The organism is Aeromonas sp. FDAARGOS 1415, assembly GCF_019048365.1.
Taxonomy (GTDB): domain Bacteria; phylum Pseudomonadota; class Gammaproteobacteria; order Enterobacterales; family Aeromonadaceae; genus Aeromonas; species Aeromonas taiwanensis.
In genome coordinates, this window is sequence record NZ_CP077363.1 from 3410425 (window position 1) to 3423583 (window position 13159).

Genomic DNA, 13159 nt, shown 5'->3' on the forward strand with positions numbered 1-13159 from the left:
AAACAAGAGGGTATCCGAGATGATCGCACGCACCCGTCGTTCTCTGGGCCAGGCCCCGACCCCCATGGCCGGGCTGGCACTCGGGATCGCCAGCCTTGGCTGGGCCTGGGAAAATGCCGGCCAGTTCGATGGCCGCCTGCAGTTGCTGGGGGCCGCCATCGCCACCGTCCTGCTGCTGATCCTCACCTTCAAGTTCCTGCTGCACCCGCGCCTGCTGTGGCAGGATCTCGCCCACCCCGTGGTCGGCAGCGTGGTGCCCACCTATGCCATGGGCACCATGGTGGTTTCCAAGGCGGTCGGTCTGCTGGCTCCGACCCTGGGCCAGGGGCTCTGGTTGTTTGCGGTGATCATTCACCTGGCATTTCTCGCTACCTTCGTCTGGCACAGGGCCAAGGCGTTTGAAATTCACCACATGGTGCCGAGCTGGTTCGTGCCGCCGGTGGGGATCATCGTCGCAGACGTCGCCTTCCCGGGCGGTCAATACGCCGCGCTGGCCAACGGCCTGCTCTGGTTCGGCATGCTTTGCTACGCCCTGATGCTGCCGCTGATGCTCTATCGCCTCATCTTCAGTCACGAGGTGCCGGACGCCGCCAAGCCGACCATCGCCATCCTGGCCGCCCCCGCCAGCCTGTCGCTCGCCGGCTACCTGACCGTGAGCCCGGATCCGTCGCTGCTGCTGGTGGCCGTGCTGCTCGGGATCGCCGTGCTGATGACCGGCATCATCTACCTGGCCTTCATCAAGCTGCTGCGCCTGCCTTTTTCACCGGGTTATGCCGCCTTCACCTTCCCGCTGGTGATCGGCGCCACCGCCCTGTTCAAGGTGAGTCAGCTGCTGTCGCAGTGGCCAGAGGCTGCCGACTACGCCTGGCAGCTCCATCAGCTGGCCTATCTGGAACTGGGGGTGGCGACCCTGGTGGTGGGTTACGTGTCGCTGCGCTACCTGATGTTCTTCCTGCCCCCAGGTCAGACCGGTGTGCTGGAGGTGCCCGCACGCCGCTGATGTCACGTATTGTTATCCTGTCACGGACCCCACCTTGCGGGGTTCGTCGCATGCCACACATAGGGGCGGGGAGGGGAAGACAGATGGGGTAAATGAGTCGGCTGTCAATCCGTGATCCCGCTTAAATACCTGGTCATACAGGTGACATTCAGTTGGCGTTAACTGGTAATACCTGTCAGGATGGCCGCCATTATCCCACCTCTATCTATTGCTCAATTTTCATGTCCTCATCTGATCCCGTTTTTGACGCCCGTTTCCAGACCCGCCTGTTGCATCCCCGTTACTGGCTGAGCTGGCTCGCCCTCGGCGCCATCGGTGTGCTTGCCTTCGTGCCTCCGCGCTGGCGGGATTGTCTGGCCGATGCCCTGGCCCCCCTGGTGTGCGCCATCTCGAAGAAGCAGATCTACATCGCCAGGACCAACCTCGCCATCTGCTTCAAGGACAAGAGCGAGGCCGAGCGGGAGGCGATTCTGATGACCTCCATCCGGGTCGGCCTCAAGAGCCTGCTGGGCTTTGGCGAATTCACCTGGCGCAGTCCCGCCCACGTGATGGGGCGGATCCAGGTCAGTGGCTGGGAACATATCGAGGCGGAGCAGGCCGCCGGTCGGCCGGTGATCCTGGTGGTGCCCCACAGCTGGCCCATCGACGCGGCAGGCTACTACTTCGCCCAGCGGGGCCTGCCTATGTGCACCATGATGAAGAGCGCCCGCAACCCGGTGTTCGACTGGCACATCAATGGCGCACGGGCCCGGCACGGCTGCCGCGTCTACGAGCGCAGCGCCGGCATCAAGCCGGTGATCAAGGCCGTGAAGTCGGGCCTGAGCTTCTTCTATCTGCCGGATCAGGATCACGGCCGCGAGGCGAGCCTGTTTGCCCCCTTCTTCAACCACCCCAAAGCGACGTTGCCGGCCCTGCCACGGCTGGTGAAGCTGACCGGCGCCCGGGCGCTACCGGTGCTGGCCTGCTACGACGAGGCGGCGCACGGCTACCGGCTGGAGATAGAGGCCCCCTACGCCGACTATCCGAGCGAGGATCTGCTGGCGGACACCTGCCGCATGAATGACAGCGTGGAGCGCCAGCTGCGCCGCGACCCCGGCCAGTACATGTGGTTCCTCAAGATCTTCGACACCCGGGAGGACCAGGTGGGGGAGGATGGCCTCTATGAAGAGGGGATCCGGCGCATTCGCCGGGGCCTGGCCCCTCACCCCTGAGCGCCCTTCAAAGGTGGTCCCATGCGGGCCACTTTTTGTTTCTAACTAGTCTGATCAGTGACTTGGCGTCAGGGGCCGACGCAGGGCAGGGTAGAAAAAAATGTCAGGATCACTAAAATAACGGTCTGTTTCGATGATTCGATGGCGACCATGTCCGCACAAGACCCGGTGTTTGACACCTCCTTTCATCTTCGCCTGCTGCACCCCCGTCTGTGGGGCAGCTGGCTGGCGATAGCCCTGCTCTCCCTGCTGGCCTGGATCCCGGCCAGAGTCCGGGACAAACTGGCCAACGCCCTGGCGCCCACCCTGCTGCGGTTCTCCAGAAAGCAGGCCTACATTGCCGATACCAACCTCAGGATCTGTTTTCCCGAGCTCGATGAGGCGGGTCGTCAGGCCCTGCTGCTGAAATCGATCCGGGTCGGTCTTAAGACTTTCATGGGGTTTGGCGAGCTGACCTGGCGAAGCCCCGCCTTCCTCAAGGGGCGCATCAAGGTGCGGGGCTGGGAACATGTGGAGGCCGAGCGCGCAGCCGGTCGTCCCATGATCTTCGTGGTGCCCCACACCTGGGCGGTGGACATGATAGGCCGCTTCATCACCGACGAGGGGGTGCCCCTGTGCACAATGATGAAGAGCCCCAAGGATCTGGTGTTCGACTGGTACATCAACCGCGAGCGCAGCAAGGGGGGCAGGGTGTACGAGCGCAGCGTCGGCATCAAGCCCGCCATCAAGGCCCTGCGCGGTGGCGACAGCTTCTTCTACTTGCCGGATCAGGATCATGGCCGCGAGGCGAGCGTCTTCGTGCCCTTCTTCGGCCACCCCAAGGCGACCCTGCCGGCCCTGCCCAAGCTGGTGAAGCTGACCGGTGCCCGGGCCGTGCCGATCCTCGCCTGCTATGACGAGGACGAGGGCTGCTACCGGATGGAGATTGAACCGCCGTTCGATCCCTATCCCACGGCGGACCTGGAGGCGGACGTCAACCTCATGAACCGCATGGTGGAGCTGCAACTGACCCGCTTCCCCGAGCAGTACATGTGGTTTCTCAAGATCTTCGAGACCCAGGAGGACAACCTGGGGAAAGATGGTCTCTATGAGGAGGGGATCCGCCGCATCCGCCAGGGGTTGCCCCCCGAGCCTTGATCGACACGGCCCGTCTGCGGGCCGTTTTTATTGACCTGATGGCGCTGGCACCGCATGCTCCGGTTGCAGAGATGACCATGGCGGTCAGGGGACAAACAGAGGCAACTATGCCGTGAAGAGGGTGACAGGGCGTTAATGAAAATTCCGAATCGAATCCAGCCTCTGGTTGATGACGGCCTGGTGGACGAGGTCATCAGCCGGTTGATGAGCGGCAAGGAGGCCGACGTCTACGTGGTGCGCTGCGGGGACGAGATCCGCTGCGCCAAGGTCTACAAGGAGGCCTCCAAGCGCAGCTTCAAGCAGGCGGTGGTCTACCAGGAGGGACGCCGGGTGCGCAACAGTCGCAACGCCAGGGCCATGGAGAAGGGCTCCAAGTACGGTCGCCAGCAGCACGAGGAGGTGTGGCAGAACACCGAGGTGGATGCCCTGTTCAAGCTGGCCGCCGCCGGCGTGCGGGTGCCCAGACCCCATGTCTGTCTGGATGGCGTGCTGCTGATGGAGCTGGTGACCGATGCAGACGGCAACGTGGCTCCCCGTCTCAACGACGTGGCGCTCACCCGGGAGCAGGCGCTCATCGACCATGGCAAGGTGATCCGCTACGTGGTGCGCATGCTCTGCGCCGGCCTCATTCACGGTGACCTCTCGGAGTTCAACGTGCTGGTGGACGCACAGGGCCCGGTCATCATTGACCTGCCCCAGGTGGTGGATGCCGCCGCCAACAACCAGGCGAAGGCCATGCTGGAGCGGGACGTCAACAACATGCGCAACTATTACGGCATGTATGCGCCCGAGCTGCTCAAGACCCGCTACGCCAGGGAGATGTGGGCCCTGTTCGAAGATGGCAAGCTGGGCCCCGAGACCGAGCTCACCGGCCTGTTCGAGGAGAGCCGGGAGGCCGTCGATCTGGACGGGGTGCTGCACGAGATAGAGAGCGCCCAGGCCGAGGCCATGGCTCGGCGGGCCAGGCAGCAGGCGGAGCAGGAGGAAGGGTTCTGATGCGAGTCTGAGGCGTCCCTTGCCTCAGCCTTCCGTATGAGAGGGCCGGCCATCTTGGCGCCGCAAGGGTATTGAGCACAGAACCAGAAGAGGGGCCGTCAGGGCCCCTCTTCTGGTTGGCGCTGTGCCCGGCCCGGTTAACGAGGCGGATCAGCAAACTTGCCGACAAGGGCGCCGTGCCACCACGAACACCAGGGTGCACAAGGCCATCGGCACCATGAAATCCAGAATGCTCCCGAGATCCCAGACCCTGGGATCGAATCCGCCCCACCAGGGCATGTTGATCCGTCGCCCCTCTCCCAGCAGGGCTATCCAGCGGTATTCTGCCTGCGTCTGCTCCCGTGCGATAAACCAGATGCACCCCAAGAGGCCGCCGTATCCCCAGTGCCCAAGACGGTATCCGATCAGCGCCTGGATAGAGAGCGCCGCGCCGGCGTGATAGAGGGGAGAGAAATCCATAGACAGTCCTGGGTGGTCATCAAAAGAGCCCGTAGTCTGCCCTGTTTGACCCGCTTGTGCCAATGGTGCAGCAGAGCCTGCTGGCTGCCCTCAGTCGAGAGAGGCCGTGGCGGCCAGTCGGCCTCGCTCAGGTTTGTCGCCCGGTGAGAGGAATGTCGTGGGCTGGATGCCGGGAAGCGGCGCATCACCAGGCCCCACGGCACGAGCGAGGGCTGAGGGGCACCTCCATTGAGTCAAAAGAGCGCCATGGGCGCTCTTTTGCTTTTCAGCGGCGGGGACTAGATCCCGGCCAGGGGCGGCGCCTGGAGGCGGGGGCCGGCATAGCCCTGCACCTCGCCAAAGCGCGGATCGCCGCGCTCCCAGTCGGCGGCGGCGGTGCGAATGGCCTCACGGTCGAAGCTCACGAAATTCCACCAGATCTGCAGCGGCTGGGTCAGGGGCTCGCCTCCGATGAGCAGCAGGCGGGCACCCGGGCTGAGCTCGACCGCCACCTCCCGGTTGCCCGGCGGCAGATAGAGCAGCTGTTCCAGCTCGAGCGCGTCCCCTGCGATGCTCGCTTGCCCTTGCAGCGGGAAGAGACCGTGCTCGAAGGCGGGGTTCAGGGTCAGGGTGAGCCGTCCCCCAGCGGGGGCGTGCAGATCCAGTCCCAGGATGGGGGAGAAGTGCAGGGTGGGCGCGCTATATCCCCCGTGCTCGCCGATGAGCAGGGTCAGGGTGATCTCCCCCTCCTGCCAGCGGGGGAGCCTGGGGTAGTGGTCGAAGCGGGGGCTGGTATGCTGATCCTCCTCCGGCAGCGCTATCCAGAGCTGGGCGGCATGCAGATCGGGCTGGTTCGGGAGGGACTCCTCGGTATGGGCGATACCGCGCCCGGCAGTCATCAGGTTGACCTGGCCCGGGCGGATCACCTGTTCGCTGCCAAGGCTGTCCCGGTGCAGGATCTCCCCCTCCAGCATCCAGGTGAAGGTCTGCAGGGCGATATGGGGGTGGGGGCCCACGTCGAGCCCCGGGGCGCCGGGTGCGAAGCGGGTCGGTCCGATATGGTCGAGAAAGCACCAGGGCCCTATGGTGCGCCGCTCCTTGACCGGGATGGCCCGGGCCACCGGGATGCCGCCCACGTCGGTGAGGCGGGAAGAAATGCGTTGCCACTCATGTGTCATGGGGTGCTCCTTGTGTGGGGAAAGGAAGAAGATAGCCGCTCTGGCGGCCTATCGCCGCAACGCTTCTGATTGGCGACGGCGCAGCACAGGCGGCGATGAGCTGACACTAAGGCTACTATGCACCAATCCCGTGCCGGATGGCAGGCGAAGGCCTCCTGGCAGGGCAATTGCGGCAAGGCACTGTATGAACGTACAATAGTCCCATCCCAGCCTTGAGCCCGACAGCCTGCATGACCGAGATCCAGCCCCCCTCCGTGACTCCACCCGCCGATGGCTTCATCCTGACCCGTCATGGCCGGGACGTACACGGCCGCACCGAAATCGTGATGTGGCTCTGGAGCGAACAGGGGCCGGTGCGGCTGGTGGTGCCTGGGCAGGAGCCGGTCTTCTTCCTGCCGGAGCGCCATCTGGAGGAGGCGGCCGAGCTCTTCAAGGGCGCCGGAGTGAGGGGGCGTTTTCGCCGCCTGCCCATGCACACCTTCGAGGGCAGCAAGGTGGTGGGCTGCTACTTTGCCACCCTAAGCGCCTTCCACCGCGCCATCGAGCTGCTGCTCATCCGTGGTCTGGAGCACTTCGAGGCGGACATCCGGCTGCCGGAGCGTTTCCTGATGGAGCGCTTCATCACTGCCGGGGTGCGCTTTGGCGGCAAGGCGAGGCGCAAGGGAGGCAGGCAGGGTTACTGGGAGGTGAGCGAGGCGCGCTGCGCCCCCCAAACCGTGACACCGACCCTCTCCTGGGTATCCCTGGACGTGGAGTGCGCCATGGACGGGGCCCTCTTCTCGGTGGGGCTCTACAGCCCCGAGGATGCGCGGGTCATCATGATTGGTGCCCCGGAGGCGGACAGCGACAGCTGGGGCACCCGGGTCGAGTGGGTGGCGGATGAGAACGCCCTGCTGGGGGCTCTGGAGAGCTGGTTCCAGCGGCACGATCCCGATCTCGTCATCGGCTGGAACGTGGTCAACTTCGACTTTCGCCTGCTGCTGCGCCGTGCCGAGCTCTACAAACGGCGGCTGCGGCTCGGACGGGGGCGCGAGCTCTGCTTCTGGCGATCCTCCCGTGGCGATCCCCAGACTGGCAACGTCATCATCCCCGGGCGCATGGTGCTGGACGGCATCGACACCCTGAAAAGCGCCACCTGGCAGTTCCCGAGCTATAGCCTGGATGCGGTGGCGAGCGAACTGCTCGGGCGTGGCAAGGATATCGAGGACGTGGCGAACCGGGGGGAGAAGATCACCGAGCTGTTCCACTCCGACAAGGAGGCGCTGGCTCGCTACAACCTGGAAGACTGCAAGCTGGTGTGGGAGATCTTCGATTTCTGCCACCTCATCCCCTTTGCCATCGAGCGGGCCTCCCTCACCGGCCTCGAGCTCGACCGGGTAGGTGGCTCGGTGGCGGCCTTCACCAACCTCTATCTGCCACGGCTCCATCGCGGCGGCTACGTGGCCCCCAACCTGCCCGCCGACGGGGGGCTCGCGAGCCCCGGTGGCTATGTGATGGACTCCAAGCCGGGGCTTTATCGCCACGTGCTGGTGCTCGACTTCAAGAGTCTGTATCCCAGCATCATCCGCACCTTCTGCATCGATCCCATGGGGCTGGTGGAGGGGTTGCAGGATCCCGCGCACGCCATCCCGGGGTTTCGCGGCGCCCTGTTCTCCCGCACCCGCCACTTCCTGCCGGATCTCATCGCGACCCTCTGGGCGGCGCGGGACAGGGCCAAGGCCGCCAGCAACAAGGCGCTCTCCCAGGCCATCAAGATCATCATGAACTCCTTCTATGGGGTGCTGGGCTCGGGGGGCTGCCGCTTCTACGATCCGCGCCTCGCCTCCTCCATTACCTTGCGCGGTCACGGCATCATGCAGCAGACCCGGGAGTGGATAGAGGGGGAGGGGTATGAGGTGATCTATGGCGACACCGATTCCACCTTCGTGCATCTGGCGGGGCATACCAGCCCAGAGCAGGCGGACGAGATTGGCCAGCATCTCGCGAGGATGATCAACGACAACTGGACGGCATTGATCAGGCGAGAGTTCGACTTGCCGAGCCATCTCGAGATCCAGTACGAGACCCACTACCGCCGCTTCCTGATGCCCACCATTCGCGGGTTGGAGAAGGGGAGCAAGAAGCGTTACGCCGGCCTGGTTGGAAAACAGGATGAGGGGCGAGGGGAGGAAGAACATCTGGTGTTCAAGGGGCTGGAATCGGTGCGCACCGACTGGACGCCCCTTGCCAAGGCGTTCCAGACCCGCCTCTACGAGATGGTGTTTCACGACCAGGATCCCAGCGGCTATGTGCGCACCATGGTGGACGAGACCCGGGCCGGCCGGCACGACGATCTGCTGGTCTATCGCAAGCGGCTGCGCCAGAAGCTCGAGGAGTACCAGAAAAACGTGCCGCCCCATGTGCGGGCGGCGCGCCTGGCCGACGAGGAGAACCTGCGCCGCGGTCAGCCCCAGCGCTACCAGCACAGGGGCACCATCGCCTACCTGGTGACCCTGAACGGGCCGGAACCGCTGGAATACCGGCGCAGCGCCATCGACTACGAGCACTACATCGACAAGCAGTTAAAGCCGATTGCGGATGCCATCCTGCCCTTTGTCGGCGAGTCGTTCGAGCGGATCTGCGGTCAGCAGCTGGATCTCTTCTGACGGCCAGGGGGAAACTGGCTGGCCAGTGGCCGGCCACCTTTGCCGCCATGGTGCCTCTTGATGAAATACGGGCTTCGCCGTGGGGAAGGGGGCAATGCAAAAAGCCCGCTCAGGGAGCGGGCTTTTCATAAAATGGTGCGTCCTAGTGGATTCGAACCACCGACCCCCACCATGTCAAGGTGATGCTCTAACCAGCTGAGCTAAGGACGCAGGGTGCGCAAGGCGACTTTGTGCTTCGTTGCAGTGAAGTGGTGGGTTTAATTGGATTCGAACCAACGACCCCTACCATGTCAAGGTAGTGCTCTAACCAACTGAGCTATAAACCCACATCAAATTCACATCTGCAATTTATTCAAACTGTTATGGTGCGTCCTAGTGGATTCGAACCACCGACCCCCACCATGTCAAGGTGATGCTCTAACCAGCTGAGCTAAGGACGCATAACAGGATTTCGTGATGGTGCGTCCTAGTGGATTCGAACCACCGACCCCCACCATGTCAAGGTGGTGCTCTAACCAGCTGAGCTAAGGACGCATCACGAAAAGTGGTGGGTTTAATTGGATTCGAACCAACGACCCCTACCATGTCAAGGTAGTGCTCTAACCAACTGAGCTATAAACCCACTTCATAAACCGGATTGAAAACCCGTTTTATCCCGCCAGCATTGCTGGCGTGGTCGGCATACTACCCATGGCCCCCAGGGCTGTCAACAAGGGACACGCACAAAGGAGACTGTTTGCCCAGTTCTTGCGCAGCCTGTTGATTTTACAGGCGAGCTTGCCACCGGGCAGGGTCACTTTCCCCGCTATTGCGCCCGGGAAAGGGCGGTGCAGGCCGCAGGGCTTGCGAAGCGGCCATAGATGACGCGAAGGCGCGCTCCCAGCATCAGGGCGGCACTGGTCAACCCGACGATGAAGCCCACCCAGAAGCCCTGGGGCCCCATGCGCGGCACCACCCAGTCGGTCAGTCCCAGGATCATGCCGGTGGGCAGTCCCATGCCCCAGTAGGCGACGATGGTGACGTAGAAGATGGCCTGGGTGTCCTTGTAGCCGCGAAGGGCCGCCGCCGCGACCACCTGCACCGAATCGGAGATCTGGTAGATGGCGGCGAAGAAGAGCAGGGTGGCAGCGAGGCCGATTACCTGCATGTCGTCGGTGTAGATCCCCGCGATGGGCTCGCGCAGCAGCACGGTGAGAGCGGCGGTGGCAGCGGCCACCCCCATGCCCAGCATCAGGCCGGTGCGGGCGGCGACCCTGGCCTGATCCGGCTGGCCTTCCCCTATGTTGTGACCGACCCGGATGGTCACGCCGACACCAATCGACAGCGGCAGCATAAAGACCAGGCTGGAGAAGTTGAGCGCTATCTGGTGGCTCGCCACCGTCTCCGCGCCAAAGGGTGCCAGCATCAGGGCGACCACGGTAAACAGGGTCACCTCGCAAAAGATGGCCATGGCGATGGGAAACCCTAAGCGGAACAGGCGCCAGATCCGGCTGCCGTTGGGGCGCGCAAGGTGGGCGAAGAGGTTGATCTTCTGGAAGTGGGACGAGAACTTCACATAGAGGATCATCGCCAGCAGCATGGCCCAGAGCACGATGGCGGTGGCCACGCCGCAGCCGACCCCGCCGAGTTTCGGCATGCCGAAGTGCCCGTGGATGAAGATGTAGTTCGCGGGGATGTTGACCGCGAGGCCGACGAAGCCGATCACCATGGTCGGCATGGTGTGGGAGAGCCCCTCGCTGAAGTTGCGCAGCACCTGGAACAGCACGAAGGCGGGCAGCCCCCACAGGATGGCGTGCAGGTAGCCGGCGGTCTTGGTCGCCATGACGGGATCCACGTCCATGAACTGCAGCGCCAGGGGGCTGAAGTAGAGCGCCACCATGGCGATGGGCGTCACCATCAGTGCCAGCCAGAAGCCCTGGTGCACGGCGGGGCGCACCTCGTCTTGTTTGCGGGCGCCATTGAGCTGGGAGACGATGGGAGTGAGGGCCATTATGATGCCCTGCACCAGCAGGATGACCGGCAGCCAGAAGCTGGAGGCCACCGACACGGCGGCCAGATCCACGGCGCTCACCTGTCCCGCCATCACGGTATCGACGAAGTTCATGGCGATCTGGGCCACCTGGGCTACCAGTATGGGGCTGGCTAGACGAATAAGCTGCCTCGCCTCGGACCAATAACGTTGCACTGACACCTCCGAGTGGATCAGATAAAAGAGAAAGAGCGGGTAAGAGAGATGGGCTTTTGCCTCCTCGTCCTGAGGAGGCAAAATGCGGGGGTGTCATTCTAGCCTGAAAAACCGCCAACGGGGAAGGTCGGCGGCGTAGTTTGACCCGGTGATCAGGCGTCCTCGTGATCGCTGATCAGCAGGTTGGCCGCGGCATAGGCGGCCTGCTCGCGCAGATCCGCCGGTACCCGCTCGTCGGAGGCCACGGCGTTGAGCGCCCGGATGGTGGCGGCGATGGCCTGGGGCACATAGCCCTGTTCACCGGAGCCAATCTGGTTGTAGGCGATGCGAATGGCTTCACAGCATTGATATACCTGCATTTTTATTTCCTCGTTAAGCCTAGATTGAATGGGGTCACTATAGCGATCGCGCTCGTTCTTGTCAGCCGGCAGCCTTGTCTTGCACGGTGGCGAGGGGTAACCTGCCGACAAATTTGTCACAGCGTGGAGAGACACATGTTCACCGGCATAGTACAGGGGACCGCCGAACTGGTGGCCATCGAGGCGAAACCCAACTTTCGCACCCATGTGATCCGCATGCCGAGTCCGGCCTGGGGCGAGGGGCTGGCGCTCGGGGCTTCCGTGGCCCATAACGGCTGCTGCCTCACCGTCACCCGGGTGGAGGGAGATCTGGTCAGCTTCGATCTGATGCAGGAGACCCTGCGCCTCACCAACCTCGGGGAGCTGGTGGTCGGGGACAAGGTCAATGTGGAGCGGGCCGCACGCTTTGGCGACGAAATCGGTGGTCACGCCATGTCCGGCCACATCATGGGCACGGCGCAGGTGGCCTCGGTCATCGACACCCCCAACAACCGCCAGGTGTGGTATCGCCTCGCCCCCGAACTCATGAAATACGTGCTGACCAAGGGGTATATCGGCATCGACGGCATCAGCCTGACCGTGGGTGAGGTACGTGGCAGCGAGTTCTGCGTCAACCTGATCCCCGAGACCCTGGCCCGTACCAACCTCGGCTGGGTCAAGGCGGGCTGGCAGACCAACATCGAGATCGATCCCCAGACCCAGGCCATCGTCGACACGGTGGAGCGGGTGCTGGCGGCACGCCAATAAGCGCCGGACACGGCCGCCGAGGCTGTTGTTGCGCACAGGAGAGCGGGACCCATCGGGTCCCGCTTTGTCTTTCTCTGCCCCGCGATAGGGTGGCTCAGAACATCTGCTCGTCGTCGGCATCCACGAAGAGTTGCAGGCAGTCACGGGCTTCGTCCCTGTGCAGCCGCAGGTGGATGGGGTTGCAGCAGGCCATGCAATCCTCGTAGAACTCCTGATCCCCCTGGCTGGCATCCAGCTCGACCCGGGTGTGATGGCCGCAGTGGGGGCAGACGATGCGCTTGCTGGTGTACTCGATCATGGTGACCTCCTCGGGCCCTTGGGCCGCCTTTCTCCCCTGATTCTAGTTGGGTCGCGTGGCCTTGACCGCGAGCAAGCGCACGTTTATGACCCTGATCAAGGGAGAGGCGAGGTCACCCACGGATGAGGTCGACGGCTCAGGCACCAGGGTACCGTTTTGGGGCTCACCCGACCCAGCTTGCCAGCATCTCGGCGTCCAGCTCGGCAAGGGAGCGCAGCTCGTGGTTGGCGATGGCCAATACGCGGATCACCCGACCCAGCTGGCCAGCATCTCGGCGTCCAGCTCGACAAGGGAGCACAGCTCGTGGTTGGCGATGGCCAGGCGGGGATCGCCGACCAGGGCCGGGTCCGGCACGATCAGCGCCGTCATGGAGGCGGCCTTGGCGGCCAGCAGCCCGGTGAAGCTATCCTCGATGGCGAGACAGTGCACCGGGTCCACCCCCAGCTTCTCGGCGGCGTGGATGTAGACATCCGGGTGGGGCTTGCCAAAGCGCTCCACCTCGGCGGAGTGCACCGCCATGAAGCGATCCTGGATGCCCAGCTTGCCGAGGACGGCGTCCACCATGGCGAAGGGGGAGGAGGTGGCAAGCCCGATCTTGAGGCCCTGCGCCTCGATAAGGTCGAGGGCCTCCAGCACGCCGGCCTTGGGCTCGCCTTCCGCCAGAATGAGGGTGATCACCTGATTCAGGATGCGCTGTACCACCTCGTCCTGGCTGGGACCACTCCAGGGGCGCAGTCGATACCAGTGGGCCACCAGCTGATCGATGCGCACCCCTATGGTGGAGTTGCAGTCCTCTTCCGTGTGGGGGTGACCCAACTCGGAGAACACGGCCATCTGGGCCCGTTGCCAAAAGGGTTCCGAGTCGATCAGAACGCCATCCATATCGAAGATCACGGCAGCTAACATCTTGTACTCCTGACAGAGGTGAAGGGGGGATTATACGGCAGGCGCCTCAATGGAAAAGG

The 13159-nt window shown here is 63.7% G+C and carries 12 protein-coding genes and 5 tRNA genes; 6 read left to right on the forward strand and 11 right to left on the reverse strand.

Going from position 1 to position 13159, the window contains the following annotated elements; translation table 11 throughout:
- The first annotated feature begins 19 nt into the window (after positions 1-19).
- The 4 genes from I6L45_RS15960 (at position 20) to I6L45_RS15975 (ending at position 4344) form a co-directional block, all read left to right on the forward strand.
- On the forward strand, positions 20-1000 hold the full coding sequence (locus tag I6L45_RS15960) for a TDT family transporter (RefSeq protein ID WP_216982603.1): 981 nt from the start codon (positions 20-22) through the stop codon (positions 998-1000).
- A gap of 221 nt (positions 1001-1221) precedes the next feature.
- Positions 1222-2211: a lipid A biosynthesis (KDO)2-(lauroyl)-lipid IVA acyltransferase gene (locus I6L45_RS15965; protein ID WP_216982604.1), complete on the forward strand. Its 990-nt coding sequence runs from the start codon at positions 1222-1224 to the stop codon at positions 2209-2211.
- 141 nt (positions 2212-2352) lie between these two features.
- Positions 2353-3348, forward strand: a complete 996-nt coding sequence (locus tag I6L45_RS15970) for a lipid A biosynthesis acyltransferase (protein WP_043760779.1) — start codon at positions 2353-2355, stop codon at positions 3346-3348.
- 135 nt (positions 3349-3483) lie between these two features.
- Positions 3484-4344 carry a PA4780 family RIO1-like protein kinase gene (locus tag I6L45_RS15975; protein ID WP_043760776.1) on the forward strand — a complete coding sequence of 287 codons (861 nt, stop codon included), beginning with the start codon at positions 3484-3486 and terminating at the stop codon, positions 4342-4344.
- 150 nt (positions 4345-4494) lie between these two features.
- Here I6L45_RS15975 and I6L45_RS15980 read toward each other — a convergent pair whose 3' ends face one another.
- Positions 4495-4803, reverse strand: coding sequence for a hypothetical protein (locus I6L45_RS15980; protein ID WP_216982605.1), 309 nt, complete (start codon positions 4801-4803; stop codon positions 4495-4497).
- A gap of 278 nt (positions 4804-5081) precedes the next feature.
- A complete protein-coding gene (locus I6L45_RS15985; RefSeq protein ID WP_216982606.1) occupies positions 5082-5960 on the reverse strand; it encodes a pirin family protein in 879 nt (292 codons plus the stop codon).
- Positions 5961-6190: 230 nt separating this feature from the next.
- On the opposite strand from I6L45_RS15985, the gene I6L45_RS15990 reads away from it, so the two are divergent.
- Positions 6191-8605 (forward strand): DNA polymerase II, encoded by a 2415-nt coding sequence (locus I6L45_RS15990; protein ID WP_216982607.1) that lies wholly within the window; start codon positions 6191-6193, stop codon positions 8603-8605.
- Positions 8606-8738: 133 nt separating this feature from the next.
- On the opposite strand, the gene I6L45_RS15995 is transcribed toward I6L45_RS15990, so the two are convergent.
- From I6L45_RS15995 to I6L45_RS16025, 7 genes are all read right to left on the reverse strand, one after another.
- Positions 8739-8815, reverse strand: a tRNA-Val gene (locus tag I6L45_RS15995).
- Positions 8816-8854: 39 nt separating this feature from the next.
- Positions 8855-8931 (reverse strand) — tRNA-Val (locus I6L45_RS16000).
- A 37-nt stretch (positions 8932-8968) separates the two neighbouring features.
- A tRNA-Val gene (locus I6L45_RS16005) sits at positions 8969-9045 on the reverse strand.
- Between the two features lie 17 nt (positions 9046-9062).
- Positions 9063-9139, reverse strand: a tRNA-Val gene (locus I6L45_RS16010).
- 11 nt (positions 9140-9150) lie between these two features.
- Positions 9151-9227, reverse strand: a tRNA-Val gene (locus tag I6L45_RS16015).
- 183 nt (positions 9228-9410) lie between these two features.
- Positions 9411-10790 (reverse strand): MATE family efflux transporter, encoded by a 1380-nt coding sequence (locus tag I6L45_RS16020; protein WP_216982608.1) that lies wholly within the window; start codon positions 10788-10790, stop codon positions 9411-9413.
- Between the two features lie 152 nt (positions 10791-10942).
- On the reverse strand, positions 10943-11149 hold the full coding sequence (locus tag I6L45_RS16025) for a YaeP family protein (RefSeq protein ID WP_005301307.1): 207 nt from the start codon (positions 11147-11149) through the stop codon (positions 10943-10945).
- 135 nt (positions 11150-11284) lie between these two features.
- Here I6L45_RS16025 and I6L45_RS16030 point away from each other — a divergent pair, with 135 nt between their 5' ends.
- Complete coding sequence (locus I6L45_RS16030; RefSeq protein WP_216982609.1) at positions 11285-11896, forward strand: riboflavin synthase subunit alpha; 612 nt, start codon at positions 11285-11287, stop codon at positions 11894-11896.
- A 94-nt stretch (positions 11897-11990) separates the two neighbouring features.
- On the opposite strand, the gene I6L45_RS16035 is transcribed toward I6L45_RS16030, so the two are convergent.
- Positions 11991-12194, reverse strand: a complete 204-nt coding sequence (locus I6L45_RS16035) for a CPXCG motif-containing cysteine-rich protein (RefSeq protein ID WP_005301298.1) — start codon at positions 12192-12194, stop codon at positions 11991-11993.
- Between the two features lie 246 nt (positions 12195-12440).
- Entirely contained in the window at positions 12441-13100 is a 660-nt protein-coding gene (gene hxpB / locus I6L45_RS16040; RefSeq protein ID WP_216982610.1) for a hexitol phosphatase HxpB, read from the reverse strand.
- Positions 13101-13159: the final 59 nt, after the last annotated feature.

Bases quoted from the DNA above. Each gene is read 5' to 3' on its own strand.
- I6L45_RS15960 (WP_216982603.1), top strand. From the start codon at position 20: ATGATCGCACGCACCCGTCGTTCTCTGGGCCAGGCCCCGACCCCCATG.
- I6L45_RS15965 (WP_216982604.1), top strand. From the start codon at position 1,222: ATGTCCTCATCTGATCCCGTTTTTGACGCCCGTTTCCAGACCCGCCTG.
- I6L45_RS15970 (WP_043760779.1), top strand. From the start codon at position 2,353: ATGGCGACCATGTCCGCACAAGACCCGGTGTTTGACACCTCCTTTCAT.
- I6L45_RS15975 (WP_043760776.1), top strand. From the start codon at position 3,484: ATGAAAATTCCGAATCGAATCCAGCCTCTGGTTGATGACGGCCTGGTG.
- I6L45_RS15980 (WP_216982605.1), bottom strand. From the start codon at position 4,803: ATGGATTTCTCTCCCCTCTATCACGCCGGCGCGGCGCTCTCTATCCAG.
- I6L45_RS15985 (WP_216982606.1), bottom strand. From the start codon at position 5,960: ATGACACATGAGTGGCAACGCATTTCTTCCCGCCTCACCGACGTGGGC.
- I6L45_RS15990 (WP_216982607.1), top strand. From the start codon at position 6,191: ATGACCGAGATCCAGCCCCCCTCCGTGACTCCACCCGCCGATGGCTTC.
- I6L45_RS16025 (WP_005301307.1), bottom strand. From the start codon at position 11,149: ATGCAGGTATATCAATGCTGTGAAGCCATTCGCATCGCCTACAACCAG.
- I6L45_RS16030 (WP_216982609.1), top strand. From the start codon at position 11,285: ATGTTCACCGGCATAGTACAGGGGACCGCCGAACTGGTGGCCATCGAG.
- I6L45_RS16035 (WP_005301298.1), bottom strand. From the start codon at position 12,194: ATGATCGAGTACACCAGCAAGCGCATCGTCTGCCCCCACTGCGGCCAT.
- hxpB (WP_216982610.1), bottom strand. From the start codon at position 13,100: ATGTTAGCTGCCGTGATCTTCGATATGGATGGCGTTCTGATCGACTCG.